We start from the raw sequence: 16,663 nt of genomic DNA on the forward strand, positions 1-16,663 counted from the left end.
ATGCCAGCGTTTTCATATGAGGCGCTCGATGCGCAAGGACGCAAGCAAGAGGGTGTGCTCGAAGCAGATACCGAGCGTCAGATCAGACAGATGCTGCGGGAAAAGGGGATGTTCCCGGTAACCGTTGAGTTTGCAGATACCCAGGAAAAAGGCACATCAAAACGCCGAAAACCATTTTTCCAACGCCGAATTAGTACCCACGATCTTGCGCTCATTACGCGTCAGTTGGCCACTTTAGTCTCGGCAGCGCTGCCGATTGAACAAGCGTTACTCGCCGTTGCGGAACAAACGGATGGGACTCGTTTAAAGCGAATGTTAATGTCCGTGCGCAGCAAAGTTGTTGAAGGATATAGTCTGGCTGAAGGCATGCGCGACTTCCCAGCAATTTTTGATGAGCTGTTTTGCGCTATGGTCGCGGCGGGGGAGAAATCAGGGCATCTCGATGAAGTCTTGAATCGCTTAGCGGACTACACCGAACAGCAACAAGCAACCAAAAGTCAAATCACCCAAGCTGCGGTGTACCCGCTCGTATTGACGCTCGTCGCGATGGGGGTGGTTGGCTTCTTACTTGCCTTCGTCGTACCTCAAGTTATTGAACAGTTTGAGGACCTGGGCCAAGAATTACCCCTAATCACGCAAATTCTAATCGTTATCAGCGACTTCCTGCGGGATTATGGTTTGTTTATGATCGTAGGTTTGATGGTGTTCATGGTGATCTGGAAGCGATTGATGCTGAGCGATAAATTTCGCTACCGCGTCCATAAACGAGTGCTCTACATGCCATTCATCGGGAATGTAGTGCGCGTGGTCAACACATCAAGATTTGCGCGCACATTGAGTATTTTGACCGCTTCTGCGGTCCCATTATTGGAGGGACTCCGAATTACTGGCTCAGTGCTTGGTAATTTGAGAATGCGGGAAGTCGTTTCAGAGGCGGCCGACCGAGTTCGTGAGGGCTCAAGTTTACGGGCTGCGTTGGCCCCAAGTAAATTATTTCCTCCGATGATGCTTCATATGATTGCATCCGGTGAAAAAAGTGGTGAACTTGAGCAAATGCTTCGTCGGTGTGCTGATAACCAAGATAGTGAGTTTTCAGCAACCGTGAACATCACACTCAAAGTGTTCGAACCGTTATTGATTGTTGTGATGGCAGTCGTGGTTCTATTTATCGTTTTGGCCATTATCTTGCCGATATTGGCACTTAATCAGTTAGCAGGTATGTAATGAAGACAATCACGCAGCAACGACAAAAAGGCTTCACCATGATCGAACTCATGGTGGTATTAGTTATTCTCGGAATTTTGGCGACCTTTGTCGTACCGCAAGTATTCTCACAACGTGATCAAGCCGATCGACAGAAAGCAATTTCTGACCTCACAGCGTTAGAGAATGCGATGGAAATGTATCGCTTGGATAATGGAATTTATCCAACGACCGAGCAAGGTCTCGAAGCCTTAGTGAATCCGCCGCAAATGGATCCGCGTCCACGGAATTTCCGAGAGGGAGGATACATTCGCCGATTACCCCAAGATCCTTGGGGCAACGAGTATCGCCTCATCAGTCCGGGGCAATATGGTCGGTATGACATTTTCACGGCTGGGCCTGATGGTCAGCCTGGAACAGATGACGATATCGGCACTTGGAATATGCATGATCGCCCACAGCAGCAATAGAAATAGAAATGAAACACCCTCGGTCCTTTGAATGGCAATCACGCGGCTTTACTCTGATCGAGTTGATGCTGGTGATTGCTATTTTAGGACTGGCCGCCATGTATGTGGTCATTACAAGTCCAACTCGGGCGCCCGGGAACACCGCAGAAGATGCGGCCCGCAAGTTTCTACTTCAAATGCATCACGTCCGTGAGCAAGCCATTTTACGCAACTACGTATATGGCATTGAGTTTGATGATGATTACTATACCTTCTATCGTTGGCGTGATGAGGCATGGCATGAAATTGTCGCTCCGCCATTAGTCGCGACGCGCGTTCCAGACACCGTTGAGTTTGAATTTGAGTTGGGCGATTTTCGTATTCTCGACAATATGACAGAAGGGCGAGACGCGATCTTCGGCCGAGATGCTCGCCGTGAATCAAGTGATGATGATGACCCGCCACGTCCACAAATTTTAGTGTTCGAAAGTTCCGAGTTCATTCCTTTTCGTGTGCGATTCTCCGGTATGGAGCCGGGCGATATCACGATCCTGCTCGATGGCCGAAGTGGGATTGATTTTGTGCGTGAGGAGCGCGACGTATGGTGAAACAGGGGCGCTTGATATCCCGTGGATTCACGCTGATTGAAGTGATGGTCGCGTTGACGATTTTTGCAGTCGGCGCCATTGCTGCATTGCAGCTCGCGGCTGAAACCACGCGCAGCTCCGCACTGCTTGAAGAGCGTTACTTTGCCCAACTTGTCGCAAGCAATCGATTAGCTGAAGTTCATGCTGAGGCTCGTTGGCAAACCTGGCCGCCTCGCAATGAGCAAAGTGGTGAGTCTGAGCTGGTTGGCCGCACCTGGTACTGGGATCAGCAAGTGCTCGCAACGGTGACTGAGGACCTGCAAGAAGTGACGGTGCGCGTTCGCGCAATCCCAGAGGGGCCTGTAGTGGCTGAAGTTAGCGGGTTTGTGGGGCGCCGATGAGACGAGCACGTGGCTTTACATTTATTGAAGTACTGGTGGCGGTTGCGATCTTCGCGGTGCTCGCGCTGTCGAGTGCGCTTATCTTCGCACAAATGAATGACTCTTCGAGAATTTCGGAGGCCCGCCATCAGCGTTTGAGCGAACTGCAATTTGCGTTTTTGGTCATGGACCGTGATGTCCGGCAGATGGTCGCGCGGCCCGTGCGCGCTGTACCCGAAGAAAGCCGTCGATACTATGTAAGTAACAGCAGCGATTTAATCGATTCAGATATGGGCGGATTAGCGTTTGTGCGCGCCGGATGGAGCAACCCAGGGATGATGCTTCCTCGCAGTGAATTGCAGCCGGTTGTATACCGGGTCCGCGATAATGTTTTACAGCGCCTACATCGACCTTTTGTTGATGACTCCAGTGGTGAGCAGGGGGTTCAGAATTTGCTGACGGGTGTTGAGGATTTTGAAGTGCTCTTTATGCACCAAGCCGATCAACACGAGCGTTGGCAACGCCAAGACGACCTACCTGATGTTGTGATCGTACGGATTGTGTTGGAGGACTTTGGTCTTGTTGAGCGCTGGTTGCTGACCTCGGGCGTGAAACCGGAGCCGATCCCATGAGCACACTTCGACTGGCTAGACCGCCGACAGGTCGCAACAAAGGCTCAGCCATCATCACAGTTTTGTTGATTATCGCTTTCGTAACCATCATCGCGGTGCAAATGAGTGAGCGATTACGCATGCAGATTGCTCGGGTTGCATCGACGGACTTTGCCGAGCAAGCCTATTGGCATTGGTTGAGTGCCGAAGCCTTGACGCGGCAAGTTTTGCTCGCAGAGTTGGAAAATGATGACTGGCGAGCGCATCTCGGTCAAAACTGGGCCAACCAACAAGGGCCTTTTCCTGTGCGAGGCGGGCAAATCGGCGGGCGTATCCGAGACTTGCATAGCTGCTTCAATCTCAACAGTTTGTACCGAGATACTGAAGATCAGTCGGGCTTCACGGTTGCGGTGGAGCAATATCGCACACTCCTTGCAGCCCTCGAGTTTGATGAGTTTACCAGCCAGCGCTTGACCTCCACCCTAATTGACTGGTTGGACAAAGACTCGGAATTACATGATTCGTTTGGCGCTGAAGACCCAGATTACGAGTCTTTACCGCAGCCATATCAGGCGGCCAATACATTGTTGTCACACCGCTCGGAATTGCGGCAAATTATCGGCTACACTCAAGAAGTTTACGAGACGCTAAGGCCTTACGTGTGTGCGATCCCAGCGAATAGTCGCTTCGCCCTGAACTTGAACACCGTCAGTGTCGACCAACCTGAACTAGTCGAAGCGTTCTTTCGGGGGCAAATGGACCGAAATGCGGCAGAAAACCTCATTCGTGCCCGCCCGGAAACGGGATTTGAAACAATTGACGAGATCCGCTCACAACCCGAGATTCAAAACCTGCTCTCGGACGAACAGCAGAGCTTATCAGAATTAGAATTACTGACATTAGAAAGTCGCTATTTTGAGTTGCAGGCCCATGTGCAATATGGTGATCTGGAGTATTATGGATTTAGTCAGCTCATGGTAGCGGGCGGCGATGCGCACATTCTGCATCGTTCACGCGGAGGATACGTTAAAGATGAGTGAGCAACTAATCATTCGCTTACCCGGCGATCCAGAGACTCCGGTCTCGTGGCTCGTGTGGAACAAAGACCAACGGGAACTCGTTGCGAGTGGCGAGATGACCGCTGGAGCGGATTTAGCTGGATTGGGTGAGAAGGCTGCGGGTCGTCAGGTACTGGTTTTTGTAAGTACGCTCGCCGTTGGATTACATGAAATTAATCTTCCTGCCAAATCGAGACGTCATTTGCGTCAGGTCATCCCGTACGCCTTAGAAGATGAACTGGCCGAAGACATTGAGGACGTTCACTTTGCCTGGCCTGAGCCGTTGCCTCGCAGTGAGGGCGTGCCGGTCGCCGTCGTTGCGCGTGCGCAAATGGATATCTGGCTTGCCTTACTCGGGGAAGCAGGCGTGCCCGTGTCCCATCTCTATCCCGATCTCTATTTGTTGCCCACCTTTGAAGATGAATGGTCCATGACGCGTTTTGGGCCCGAATGGATTTTGCGGACCGGAGCATGGCAGGGAACCGCGTTGGATGTCGAGTTATTGGACTATTTTGTGCCGGATTCGACGATGTCGGAGCCAACCACAATTCGTGCCTACGGCGCGCTTGAATGGCACGGGGCTCCTGCGCCGGTTGTACCCCATGACCCAGCATTGCCATTGCAGTTAGCCGTAGACTTCCAACCCCAAGGCTGCATCAATTTGATGCAGGGCGATTATCGGGTGCAAAGTGCATCTGATGTGGACTTGAGTAAACTGAAATTCCCAGCGATGGCGGCGGCTATTTTTGTGGCGGTGCTTCTGCTGAATAAGTGGACGACCGCGATCCAACTGGAACGCGACACGCGGCAGTTGGCACAACAGACGGAAAGTCTTTATTTGCAGACTTTCCCCAATGAGACACGCGTGCAAGATCCTGTGGGTCAGATGGAGCGTCACGTTCGTGCCTTGGGCGGGGGGCAACAAGGCCATGTTCTTGAGATTCTTCAGCGGCTTGAACCCGCGTTTAGTGAAGCCCAGCTGCAACTGACCATGTTGCAATTTGACGCCAGCCGAGGTGAGTTGCGTCTGCAAGCGAATGGCGCAAATTTCCAAACGTTTGAGCGCTTCACACAGGCTGCTCGAGCGCAAGAACTGGAAGTGAGCCAAGGCCAACTGACCAGCCGAGGTGGTCAGATTAATGGAACAATTCTTGTGCGGAGGGGCTCATGAGTGCATTGGGTCAAACGGTTGGAAAAGCGTTCCAGCCGATAAAAGCAAAAATCGCACCTGTCTATGGCAAGTATCGAGCGCAATTTGATCAGCGTTGGAATGCCATGCAAACGCGCGAGCAACGGATGCTACAAATTTTGGCGGTCTTCCTTGGTATCTTCTTATTTTGGTACTTGTTATGGTTACCGCTTGATGCACGGTTAGAGCGCGCTGAGATGCGATTCAATTCACAGCAATCCGCTTATCAACGCGTGGCGGATGGTGCTGCACGGGTTGAATCTGCCCGGGCAAATCAACAGAATCAACGCAGTGCCATTTCAGCGAATCAGTTGTCTGGATTTGTGAATACCCTGACATCTGAACTGGATATGGAAGTGGCGCGTATTCAACCGCAACAAGACTCGTGGGTTTTAACCTTTAACGAAGTTGAGTTCGATGCCCTCATTACGCTCACAGCGCGGCTGATCGAGCGGGGTGTTATCATCGAAGCGATGGATGCGGCCGAGACGAGTGAAGCGGGTATCGTCCGTGTTCGTCGGCTACAAATTCGTGCGCCGTAGCAGCTAGACTAGCGTATGACCGCATTGCACGGGGCAAGGTAAGTTTTGCCTCTTCAGTTATTAAGGAAGTCTTCATTTCATGGTTCAATACCTCAAGAAAAAGCGTGTACTGCTCCCTTTGCTAGGCGTGGTATATCTTGTTGCTCTCATTACCTTGATGCCGGCCCGCGTTATTTTTGCGTTTGCCCCGATCCCAGAAAATATCCAAGTGGGCGGAGTTCATGGAACCATTTGGAACGGAACCATAACCCGTATTCGCGCAGACGATGTCGCCCTTGAAGGGCTCGAGTGGCGCCTGCATCCTTTGGAACTCCTGCGCTTACGTGTGGGTGCAGACCTTCGTATTCCGGCAACCGAAGGAAACGTGGTGTCTGGAACGGCTCGTGTTGCTGCCTCGGCAAATCGTGTTCAGTTGAACGACGTTCGGCTTGGAGGTGAGCTTGAGCGGCTCATGGGTCTGATGGATTTTGATTCGCCTATCGCTTTGCGTGGCGCCATTACATTAAACATTCCTGAATTTGTCCTCGGCCAACCGGTATGTGAATCATTGCGTGGCGATCTGTTTGGAATGCAGGTTGAAGCGCGCCTTGCGCAAGGATGGGAGGCGCTTGGGGACTATGACATTGCGCTAGCTTGCGTTGAGGGTGCAATTGGCGTGACGATGGAACCAGAAAATCTGCTCGGTTTAAGCGTGCAAGGGAATGTTTCTCCGCAAAGCACGAACCTCCGAATTGGTATTGCTCCGGAGCCAGGTGCGCCGCGTGGGATTCAAGATTTACTGCAGTGGCTCGGGCCCGGAGATGACCAAGGTCGCAGATACTTTAACTTCCGCTTATAATAGCGAAAAGTCTTATAGAAAAACCAAAAGGATGACACCATGACTGATCTTCTCGATTGGTTCGCAGAGAACCAAGAGTCCATTTTGCTGTTTTCCGGCAACGTGGTCGTCGCTCTCTTTATTATTGTCGGTGGCTTTATGTTGGCCCGAGCAATTGCCAATATCTTGGTAAAACGGCTCGATAAGTCAAACATCGATAATGCAGTTGTTTCATTTATGGCGGGGATTATCCGCACCATCATCATGGTTGCGGCGATCCTTATGGCGTTATCCCATGTGGGGATTCAAACGACGTCCTTTATCGCTATCTTGGGTGCGGCTGGTTTGGCTGTGGGCTTGGCACTCCAAGGCTCTTTGTCCAACTTTGCGTCGGGTGTTTTGATCATGATTTATCGTCCGTTTAAGTCGGGCGACTACGTGGACGCTGGTGGGACGGCAGGAACGGTTCAGCGTATTGAGCTGTTTACCACAGTTCTGAAAACGCCAGATAACAAGCTTGTGATTGTACCGAACTCAAAGATTACCGGAAGTGAGATTACGAATTTCTCAGAAGAGCCGATTCGTCGGGTTGATATGGTGATTGGTGTTTCATACAAAGCGGATTTGAAGAAAACGAAAGACGTCCTGATGAATGTAATTACCTCCGATGAGCGCACGCTGCAAGACCCGGCGCCGCGCGTTGCGGTCACTGCATTGAACGATTCTTCTGTGGACTTCATTGTTCGTCCATGGGTGAAAAGCGCTGACTACTGGCCGATGTACTGGGATTCCATGGAGCGCATTAAAAATGCACTCGATGAAAATGGCATCGGCATTCCGTTCCCACAAATGGATGTTCATTTACACCATCCAGAGGGCGAGGCCGGCGTTCTACGCGTCGTCCAACAGAAAGAAGAGTCGTAACCGACGCATGTTCCGTAACGGGCGTTGGGCTTTGCTCGGGAGGGAACCATGCCCTCCACCCAACGCGTTGCGTTGGCTACCCGTTAATTTTTTTTACGGTGGAAATGACCTCACCCTCGGCGAAACGGGTCCGAAGGGTGTCGCCTGGTTGTAAGGCCGTTGCTTGACGGACGATCTGACCATCTTGGTTGAACGTGATGGTGTATCCGCGGCTGAGGGTGTTTAGAGGACTCACCAAACTGAGTGCCTGTTGGGACGCCCGAAATCGACTATTGGACTGATTGAGTTGATTCACAATCGCGCGCTTTCCTTGTTGGAGTAAGCGCTCCTGCTGCAATTTTAATTCTTGAACGCGCTTGGCTAAGTGTCCTTTATCAAGGGAACGTTGTTGTTGCTCGACCCGCTGGCGCTGTGCTGCAACCGATCGTTGAATGGCGCGCTCTGCCCGGCGGACTAGCTCATCGAGTAACTGTGCTTGGGTCTGTAGCCTTTGCTGGGGGCTGAGGGGCTGCAAGCGTTGTTGTGCGTGCTGCCAGCGCAACTGCGTTTGACGCAGGTATTGCTGTGCACTGCGTGCAAGTCGAGCCGTTATAAGCATCAGGTGACGGCGGCTTTCACTCTGATCCTGGCTGACCAGCTCAGCGGCAGCTGATGGGGTGGGGGCACGCACGTCTGCGACGAAATCTGCGATCGTGAAATCGATCTCGTGGCCAACAGCACTGACGGTCGGGATGGGGCAGTTGGCGATATCCCGAGCGAGATTTTCATCGTTAAAACACCACATATCTTCGAGTGAGCCACCGCCTCGGGTGAGCAGGATCGTGTCGACTTCGTTGCGTCGAATCGCGGTAGCCAGTGCTTGACGTAATTGCTGGGCGGCATCGGCACCTTGCACTTGGCTGGGGTAGATGATCACATGCAAGCTGGGATCACGACGCCGTAGGACGGTCAGGACGTCGCGAATAGCGGCGCCGGTGGGCGATGTAATGACGCCGAGTGTGCGAATTCTCTCTGGGAGTCGCTTTTTACGTTCCGGTGCGAACAGGCCTTCGTGGGTGAGTTGCCGTTTGAGTGCTTCAAACTGCTGTTGCAACAGGCCCTCACCTGCGGGCTCTAGGTGTTCGACAATGAGTTGGTAGTCTCCACGTGGTTCATACAAGCTAATTTTGGCTCGGACCATGACTTGCATACCATTGCCAGGTCGTTGTCCATTCGGGAGTCGCACACGCATATTATTACCGCGGAACATGGCCGCCCGAATCTGTGCTTGTTCATCTTTGAGGGTGAAATACCAGTGTCCTGAACCAGGGGCTGAGAAGTTGCTGATTTCACCGACCAGCCACAGGGAACCCCACTGACGCTCAAGAAGTTGGCGTACTTGCCGGTTTAATCCGGAGACGGTGAGTACTTTACGATCTTCGCGCGGGGCTGGGGTTAAATCGTCCCAATCATCTGAAAACATGCACGCTTTCCTGTGTTATTGCGGTGCGGCTGCGGCGCACTCGGACCGATACTGCGATCCAAAAGGGAATATTTTAGTTTACTGGAAGGGGTGATCTGAGTAAAATACCGCCGCAACATTGATCCAGTCATCCACCTCCAGCGAGAGATGTTGCCATGCTACGAATTGCCCAAGAAGCCCTCACTTTTGACGACGTTTTGCTCTTGCCTGCGCACTCCACCGTGTTGCCGCATACAGCGAAACTAAATACCCGCTTAACGAAAAGCATTACACTGAATATTCCACTTGTTTCGGCTGCGATGGATACCGTAACGGAAGCCGATCTGGCGATTGCTCTCGCCCAGGAAGGTGGAATGGGCTTTATTCACAAGAATATGAGCATCAGTGACCAAGCAGCCCATGTTCGTAAGGTGAAGAAATACGAAAGCGGTATTGTCTCTGATCCAGTCACCGTGACCCCAAAGACAACGCTCAAGCAAGTGAAAGCCCTTGCACTTGAACATGGATTTCATGGCTTCCCCGTGGTTGAAAAAAATCGCCTGGTCGGCATTGTGACGGGTCGGGATACTCGTTTCGAAGAGTCCGGAAATACCGTTGTTGCAGACGTGATGACGCCAGAAGAGCGTTTGGTCACGGTTCGCGAGAATACTTCAAGTGCAGAAATCTTAGCCCTGATGCATAAGCATCGCATCGAAAAGATCCTTGTGGTGAACGATAAGCATGAACTGCGCGGCATGATTACCCTGAAGGATTATGAAAAGGCCGCCAATAAACCGAACGCCTGTAAAGATGAGCAAGGTCGATTGCGGGTGGGTGCTGCAGTTGGTGTTGGCGCCGGTACGGAAGAACGCATCGCAGCCTTGGTGGAAGCAGGTGCCGACGTCATTCTGATTGATACCTCACATGGACACTCAGAAGGTGTCCTTGAGCGTGTTCGCTGGACTCGCAAGAACTTTCCAGACATTCAAATTATCGGTGGCAACGTAGCCACGGCTGAAGGTGCGGTTGCGCTGGCCGATGCAGGAGTGGACGCAGTGAAAGTCGGAATTGGTCCGGGGTCTATCTGTACCACGCGGATCGTGACCGGTTGCGGTGTCCCACAAATTACGGCGATTTCAAACGCGGTTGCGGGCCTCGAAGGGCGCGATATCCCGGTGATTGCTGATGGCGGTATTCGATTCTCTGGTGATATCACAAAAGCGATCGTTGCCGGTGCGAGCTGTGTCATGGTTGGCAGTATGCTTGCGGGAACGGAAGAGTCTCCGGGTGAAGTCGAGCTATACCAAGGCCGTTACTATAAGTCATACCGTGGCATGGGCTCGCTTGGCGCCATGAACCAAAGCCATGGCTCATCGGATCGTTACTTCCAAGCAAGTAACCAGGCCGAGAAGTTAGTTCCTGAAGGCATTGAAGGTCGAGTGGCATACAAAGGCCCAATCGCCAATATTATTCACCAGCAGATGGGTGGCTTGCGCTCTGCCATGGGGCTGACGGGCTCGGCAGATATCGAAACGCTGCGAACCAAACCACAGTTTGTGAAGGTCACCTCAGCAGGGATGGGTGAGTCGCACGTCCATGACGTCCAGATCACGAAAGAAGCTCCTAACTACCGGATGGGTTAATAGACAGATATGACACAAGATATTCATCAGCATCGTATTCTAATTCTCGACTTTGGTTCGCAATACACGCAGCTGATTGCTCGCCGTATTCGTGAGATCGGCGTGTACTGTGAACTTTGGGCTTGGGACGTGGATGCGGACGATATCAAAGCCTTTAATCCAGACGGAATTGTGCTCTCGGGTGGTCCGGAAAGCGTGGTTGAGGCAGGCTCTCCTCGTGCCCCAGAATATGTATTCTCTGCCGGTGTTCCGGTACTGGGCGTGTGCTACGGCATGCAGACTATGGCTGCCCAGCTCGGGGGTGCAGTTCAAGGCTCCAATCTACGCGAATTTGGATATGCGCGAGTCGAACAGGTCGCCGATTGCCCTCTTTTTAAAAACATAGAGGATGGCATTAGTGAGAACAACCTGCCATTGCTTGATGTATGGATGAGCCACGGCGATAAAGTCAGTGATATCCCGCGCGGATTTATTACCACGGCGCGCACGGAAACCTGTCCCCATGCGGCCATGGCCAATGAAGAGAAGCGTTTTTACGGGGTTCAGTTCCACCCTGAAGTGACCCATACGCGACAGGGTCTGCGGATGTTGGAGCATTTCGTGCTCGATATCTGCCAATGTGAGAAGCTCTGGACACCGGGCGCCATTATTGAGGATGCAATTGAGCGGATCCGTGAGCAAGTCGGTACTGGCAAGGTACTTTTGGGTCTCTCGGGCGGCGTGGATTCATCGGTCACTGCAATGCTATTGCACCGTGCGATAGGCGACCAGCTGACCTGCGTATTTGTAGACAACGGGCTTCTGAGACTGAATGAAGCGGATCAGGTGATGGAGATGTTCGGTGACCACTTTGGTTTGAACATCATCCGCGTCGACGCAGAAGATCGTTTCTTGGATGCCTTGGCTGGTATTGACGAGCCAGAAGCCAAGCGCAAAGCCATTGGCCGCTCATTCATTGAAGTGTTTGATGAAGAGGCGCATAAGCTTACGGAAGTGAACTGGTTGGCCCAGGGCACCATTTATCCTGATGTTATTGAATCAGCAGGATCAAAGACTGGGAAAGCACATGTCATCAAATCGCACCATAACGTGGGTGGCCTGCCGGAAGACATGAAAATGGGCTTGGTCGAGCCACTGCGGGAATTGTTTAAAGACGAAGTGCGCAAGATTGGACTTGAGCTCGGCTTACCCTATGACATGCTCTATCGTCATCCATTCCCAGGACCGGGACTCGGTGTTCGAGTCCTTGGGGAAGTGAAGAAAGAGTACTGTGATTTGTTGCGCCGTGCAGATGCAATTTTCATTGAAGAACTGCATAAGGCTGACCTCTACCACAAAGTCAGTCAAGCATTCGCTGTTTTCCTGCCGGTTCGTTCGGTTGGGGTCATGGGCGACGCTCGCAAATACGATTGGGTTGTTTCACTGCGCGCGGTAGAAACCATCGACTTTATGACGGCTCACTGGGCGCACTTGCCCTACGACCTGCTCGGACGGGTCTCGAACCGAATCATCAACGAGATTGATGGGATCAGTCGAGTGGTGTACGACGTGTCTGGGAAACCCCCGGCCACGATTGAGTGGGAATAACCAGGCTTATCAAGGTCGCCATGCAATATGCTGGCGACCTTTTTTTACCCTTGTGGATGTTCAAAGAGGCGAGGCCACAGCAGCACGAGAATCAGCGAAATGTAAGGTAATAGCAAGCCAATGAAAAACCACCGCCAGCCGTTAAAGCCGCGAAAGTGAGCGATCAAACCGACGATGATTCCGGAAAGTCCGAAAGTGAGTGAGAAAGCGAAAAGAAAGACCAAGATTTCCATATGTGTAACTCCATGTTTTTTTTTGAATGTACCCCCCCGACAAAAACAAATCAAATTCTTTCTGTTCTTTTAATCCGCATCGACACAACCTGAATTGCGTAACCCACGGTCAGCCTTTATTATCGGTGGATATCAGAAAATAATTCAAAGAACGGCAAGGGAGTGAGCACATGAATACCGAATTAGGCTGGATCAGTCTGTTACCCTCCTTGTTGGCAATTCTGTTCGCTATTGTGACGCGCAAGGTCATTTGGGCACTGCTCGGTGGGGTGTTGCTGGCGCACGTACTCCTGTTTATGCCGCAGGTCGGTGTTGGGTTATGGTCTGGGACCACCAGTTTATTCGAAACCCTCGTGAATCCGAGCAACCAATTGATTTGGGGCTTCACCCTTGCGATCGGCGCTTTGTTTGGTGTTTTGGAGCGGGGTGGAACTTTTGTTCACTTTGTGCGCGCGCTTGAGCAAAAGCAGCTCGTCCCGAATAAACGGCGGGCACGTTTATTCACATGGGTGTTAGGTGTTGTGGTCTTTATTGAGTCAAATGTGTCGATTATGACCTCAGGGACGACATCACGACCCGTCTACGACAAGCTCGGCATCTCTCGGCAAAAGTTAGCTTACCTCGTCGACTCAACCTGTGCCCCGGTCTGCATTCTTATTCCGCTCAATGCGTGGGGCGCATTCAATTTAGGGCTGATTGGTAATCAAGGGGTTGCCGATCCGCTAACCACCCTAGTCTATGCAGTGGTTCTGAACTTTTATGCTATCGTGGCGTTAATGCTGGCGTTTGGCGTGGCGTGGACCGGCTGGTCATTCGGACCCATGCAGAAGTACGAGCGAGAGGCACGAGTAAAGGTTGCTGAGCGACTTGAGCAAGAAAAAAAGCCGGGGCAAAACCATATCCCGAAACAAGCAATCAATCGTGGGGCGCTTGCTACGGTATTGATTAGTTTAGTCACCATGGTGCTGCTCGTTCCAATTATGCTGTATATCACTGGGGATGGTTCAATTGTTCGAGGGCGGGGGATGGTCAGCGTCTTTGTCGCGATCGTCACGGCGTTAATTATTGCGATTATCGGCACATGGTTGAGTTTGCGGACTCCGGTAAAAGTGATTGCAGAGGCAGTGCTGCGCGGCGCATGGAAGATACTACCGCTCGCAGTTATTCTCTGGTTGGCGATTACTCTGGGTGACGCGACACGAGCCCTTGGCAGCGGTGCTTACCTTGCCGATATCCTTAATGAGGCATTGCCGACTTGGATGCTCCCGGCATTGATTTTCTTGCTGGCGGCATTAACTGCATTTGCGATTGGTTCGAGTTGGGGGACCTTTGCCATTATGCTGCCCCTCGCAATCCCGCTCGCGATGAGTCTCGATTTGCCCGTTCCATTGTTAATTGCTGCAGCTCTGTCCGGCGGGATCTTTGGCGATCACGCATCGCCGATCAGTGATACCACAATCATTGCATCCTTGGCGGCTGGAGTTGATCATATAGAACACGTGCAGACCCAGTTGCCCTACGCGGTCTTGGCTGCGGTTATAACCACCGTCCTATTCGCCGCAGCTGGAATGATGATGTAGCCAACGCATTGCGTTGGGAATGAATTTGAGAAATGTGTTCGACACACAACCCAACGCGCCGTTACGGAACATGCGTTGGTTACCGGGTAGTGGAGTAGCCAACGCATTGCGTTGGGAATGAATTTGAGAAATGTGTTCGACACACAACCCAACGCGCCGTTACGGAACATGCGTTGGTTACATGGCCTCGAAGTAACATCATGCAAGAAAACGATGAACTCTACATGCGCAAGGCGCTAGAACTGGCTAAAGAAGCCGAACACGACGGGGAAGTTCCCGTGGGTGCGGTTTTGGTGCATCAGGACAAAATCATTGGAATTGGCCGCAATCATGTGATTGGTGGCTGCGATCCATCACTGCATGCGGAGATGATCGCCATCCGTGAAGGGGCCCAAACGATCGGGAATTATCGCCTGCTCGATACCACCTTGTATGTCACTTTGGAACCATGCCCGATGTGTGCAGGGCTTTTAGTGCATAGCCGAATCGGACGTTTAGTTTACGGTGCAAGTGACCCAAAAACCGGAGCAGCAGGGAGCCTCTTGGACCTTACACGGCATCCACAACTCAACCACCAGATTGAGGTTGTGTCAGGGGTATTGGCAGCGGAATGTAGTGAACTACTTTCCGACTTTTTTCGAACGCGACGCGCTCGTAAAAAGGCCCTAAAACGTGCGGCAACAGGCGAACCGACCCAAGATTAAACCTCTTCGGGGTCGCGTAAGTCGATGGGGGTGCTGACTTTATTGCAGGTCTCTGTGGCGTAAAACCATTTCGAACGTCGGTCTGCGAGATTTAATTTGTGTCTGCGTAGCAACTGGCGACGACGCTCTTTATTGAACCGCTTCGGGCGACCTTTCATGGCTCCAGCCTTCTTTAGCACCAACGTATTCCTTTTGTAGCAGGTTTACCTTCCCTTCGTCAAAGCACACGAGTGGCAACGTAAGAGACAGAACGAACTGATTAACGCGTGATAGCGTCGGACTCGGCATTCAATAGCGTCGATAAACGCTCTTGCTCATCCAGCCACACCAAGGTGTCATAATACCGACGAATATTTTCGACATAGCGCACCGGCTCGTCACCCCGCGCAAACCCGAAGCGCGTCGTGCGGTAGTAGCGATTCTGCCGGAGCAAAGGCAAGCGCTCGCGAACATCAATCCAATAATCCGGGTTGCCGCCCTGACGTTGGGTGATAATGCGGGCGTCCTCTAAATGACCTAACCCTACGTTATATGCTGCAAGCGCCATCCAGGTGCGGTCTGGTTCAGAAATCCGATCGGGTAGTCGTCGATGCAGACGATGCAAATATTCTGCACCACCGCGAATACTTTGTTCTGGGTCAAGTCGGCTGCGCACCCCGAGCTGTTGCGCCGTGGGAAGCGTCAGCATCATCATCCCGCGCACGCCTGTTGGGGAACGGGCCCACGGATCCCAGTGCGATTCTTGATACGCAACAGCAGCCAACAAGCGCCAATCGAGATCGCCCGCATACTCTTCGAAGAGTGCTTTGTAGTTCGGGAGGGTGGATTGAATGGCGGCAATAAATGCACGGGTATCGACCACATTAAATTGCGCGACATGACCAAAATAACGATCCACCAGCTGCACCAACAGGCCGTTTTCATGACTGTGGCCAACATATTCAATGGCGGCTGCGTACAAGGAATCATCCGAACTGCCAGTAAATGCCCAAGCCAAATGGGTATTATCACGAACGGTAAATGCAATGCTGAGATCCGGATGCGTGCGGCGCTTAATGTCCAAATGATGCGAATCTGCAATGGTAAAATCCAAGCGGCCTTGCATTACATGATCGAGTAATTCATCGGCATCGTAGAGCGGAGTGCTCGACCAATTTAAATGAGGATAATGGTCGGATAGGGCGACCAGCATGGCTTCATGACTGCTGCCTTCAACAACCCGAATCTGACCTTCCACCTGGGTCCAATCACGCGGTCGCTCACGTGAGTCTTGTCGATAAACGAGCTTCTGCTCTACTTGGTGGTAGGGCGGAGTGAAGCGAAAGACACGGCGGCGCTCGTCTGTGATATCCAGTCCTGCCGCAAGAAAATCAACCGCACCACTGTCGAGGAGCTGCCAGAGTTCACGAAGTTCGTAGCGCACTTCAAGCTCGAGGGTTACACCAAGTGATGCGGCAAAGCCTTGTAACAACTCGTACTCAAAACCTGTGCCCGTTTGGTCTGGGCCCAAATAGTAGTTGACCGGCGACATCATGGTGCCGATGCGCAAGGTACCGCGCTCTTGAATTTTCTGCAGCTGGTGTTGTTCAACGCGCTCGCCACCACATCCGCTGAGACTCAGCAAGAGTGCCAGGGCGACGGCAAGTATGCTTGTGTACCTTCCAAGTCGTATCACGTTGTAGACACCCTTCATTCTCGGGTCTGCCGACGCGGCT

The 16,663-nt window shown here is 52.1% G+C and carries 18 protein-coding genes; 14 read left to right on the top strand and 4 right to left on the bottom strand.

The genetic code is table 11. The features are described 5' to 3' along the window. From gspF to CWE11_RS07015, 10 genes are all read left to right on the top strand, one after another. On the top strand, positions 1-1,224 hold the full coding sequence (gspF, locus tag CWE11_RS06970) for a type II secretion system inner membrane protein GspF (RefSeq protein WP_126776900.1): 1,224 nt from the start codon (positions 1-3) through the stop codon (positions 1,222-1,224). After that, entirely contained in the window at positions 1,224-1,673 is a 450-nt protein-coding gene (gspG, locus tag CWE11_RS06975) for a type II secretion system major pseudopilin GspG (RefSeq protein WP_126776901.1), read from the top strand. Before gspF ends, gspG begins: the two co-directional genes overlap by 1 nt. A gap of 8 nt (positions 1,674-1,681) precedes the next feature. Continuing rightward, a complete protein-coding gene (locus CWE11_RS06980) occupies positions 1,682-2,260 on the top strand; it encodes a prepilin-type N-terminal cleavage/methylation domain-containing protein (protein ID WP_126776902.1) in 579 nt (192 codons plus the stop codon). Continuing rightward, positions 2,254-2,640: a type II secretion system minor pseudopilin GspI gene (gene gspI / locus CWE11_RS06985; RefSeq protein ID WP_126776903.1), complete on the top strand. Its 387-nt coding sequence runs from the start codon at positions 2,254-2,256 to the stop codon at positions 2,638-2,640. Before CWE11_RS06980 ends, gspI begins: the two co-directional genes overlap by 7 nt. Then, positions 2,637-3,251, top strand: a complete 615-nt coding sequence (gspJ, locus tag CWE11_RS06990) for a type II secretion system minor pseudopilin GspJ (protein WP_126776904.1) — start codon at positions 2,637-2,639, stop codon at positions 3,249-3,251. The genes gspI and gspJ overlap by 4 nt, the downstream gene beginning before the upstream one ends. Next, on the top strand, positions 3,248-4,270 hold the full coding sequence (gene gspK, locus CWE11_RS06995; protein WP_126776905.1) for a type II secretion system minor pseudopilin GspK: 1,023 nt from the start codon (positions 3,248-3,250) through the stop codon (positions 4,268-4,270). The genes gspJ and gspK overlap by 4 nt, the downstream gene beginning before the upstream one ends. After that, positions 4,263-5,459 (top strand): type II secretion system protein GspL, encoded by a 1,197-nt coding sequence (gspL, locus tag CWE11_RS07000; RefSeq protein WP_157981315.1) that lies wholly within the window; start codon positions 4,263-4,265, stop codon positions 5,457-5,459. Before gspK ends, gspL begins: the two co-directional genes overlap by 8 nt. After that, the gene (gene gspM / locus CWE11_RS07005; protein ID WP_126776907.1) at positions 5,456-6,019 is read left to right on the top strand and encodes a type II secretion system protein GspM; all 564 of its coding nucleotides are present in this window, start codon (positions 5,456-5,458) and stop codon (positions 6,017-6,019) included. Before gspL ends, gspM begins: the two co-directional genes overlap by 4 nt. A 79-nt stretch (positions 6,020-6,098) precedes the next feature. Further along, the gene (locus CWE11_RS07010) at positions 6,099-6,857 is read left to right on the top strand and encodes a type II secretion system protein N (RefSeq protein ID WP_126776908.1); all 759 of its coding nucleotides are present in this window, start codon (positions 6,099-6,101) and stop codon (positions 6,855-6,857) included. Between the two features lie 39 nt (positions 6,858-6,896). After that, a complete protein-coding gene (locus CWE11_RS07015; RefSeq protein WP_126776909.1) occupies positions 6,897-7,760 on the top strand; it encodes a mechanosensitive ion channel family protein in 864 nt (287 codons plus the stop codon). A 76-nt stretch (positions 7,761-7,836) separates the two neighbouring features. Here the strand turns inward: CWE11_RS07015 and xseA are convergent, their stop codons facing one another. Further along, positions 7,837-9,222, bottom strand: a complete 1,386-nt coding sequence (gene xseA, locus CWE11_RS07020) for an exodeoxyribonuclease VII large subunit (RefSeq protein ID WP_126776910.1) — start codon at positions 9,220-9,222, stop codon at positions 7,837-7,839. Positions 9,223-9,377: 155 nt separating this feature from the next. On the opposite strand from xseA, the gene guaB reads away from it, so the two are divergent. Further along, positions 9,378-10,844: an IMP dehydrogenase gene (guaB, locus tag CWE11_RS07025; protein WP_126776911.1), complete on the top strand. Its 1,467-nt coding sequence runs from the start codon at positions 9,378-9,380 to the stop codon at positions 10,842-10,844. A gap of 9 nt (positions 10,845-10,853) precedes the next feature. Continuing rightward, positions 10,854-12,431 carry a glutamine-hydrolyzing GMP synthase gene (gene guaA, locus CWE11_RS07030; protein WP_126776912.1) on the top strand — a complete coding sequence of 526 codons (1,578 nt, stop codon included), beginning with the start codon at positions 10,854-10,856 and terminating at the stop codon, positions 12,429-12,431. 44 nt (positions 12,432-12,475) lie between these two features. On the opposite strand, the gene CWE11_RS07035 is transcribed toward guaA, so the two are convergent. After that, on the bottom strand, positions 12,476-12,664 hold the full coding sequence (locus tag CWE11_RS07035; RefSeq protein WP_126776913.1) for a hypothetical protein: 189 nt from the start codon (positions 12,662-12,664) through the stop codon (positions 12,476-12,478). A gap of 170 nt (positions 12,665-12,834) precedes the next feature. Between CWE11_RS07035 and CWE11_RS07040 the strand changes: the two genes are divergently transcribed. After that, entirely contained in the window at positions 12,835-14,244 is a 1,410-nt protein-coding gene (locus CWE11_RS07040) for a Na+/H+ antiporter NhaC family protein (RefSeq protein ID WP_126776914.1), read from the top strand. Between the two features lie 200 nt (positions 14,245-14,444). Then, positions 14,445-14,948 carry a tRNA adenosine(34) deaminase TadA gene (tadA, locus tag CWE11_RS07045; protein WP_126776915.1) on the top strand — a complete coding sequence of 168 codons (504 nt, stop codon included), beginning with the start codon at positions 14,445-14,447 and terminating at the stop codon, positions 14,946-14,948. Here the strand turns inward: tadA and CWE11_RS07050 are convergent. Both CWE11_RS07050 and mltF read right to left on the bottom strand, forming a co-directional pair. After that, entirely contained in the window at positions 14,945-15,127 is a 183-nt protein-coding gene (locus tag CWE11_RS07050; protein WP_126776916.1) for a hypothetical protein, read from the bottom strand. The genes tadA and CWE11_RS07050 overlap by 4 nt on opposite strands. Positions 15,128-15,207: 80 nt before the next feature. After that, positions 15,208-16,620 (bottom strand): membrane-bound lytic murein transglycosylase MltF, encoded by a 1,413-nt coding sequence (mltF, locus tag CWE11_RS07055; RefSeq protein ID WP_420808388.1) that lies wholly within the window; start codon positions 16,618-16,620, stop codon positions 15,208-15,210. Positions 16,621-16,663 lie beyond the last annotated feature (43 nt).

The sequence above is a fragment of the Aliidiomarina sanyensis genome, assembly GCF_003987175.1.
Lineage (GTDB): Bacteria > Pseudomonadota > Gammaproteobacteria > Enterobacterales > Alteromonadaceae > Aliidiomarina > Aliidiomarina sanyensis.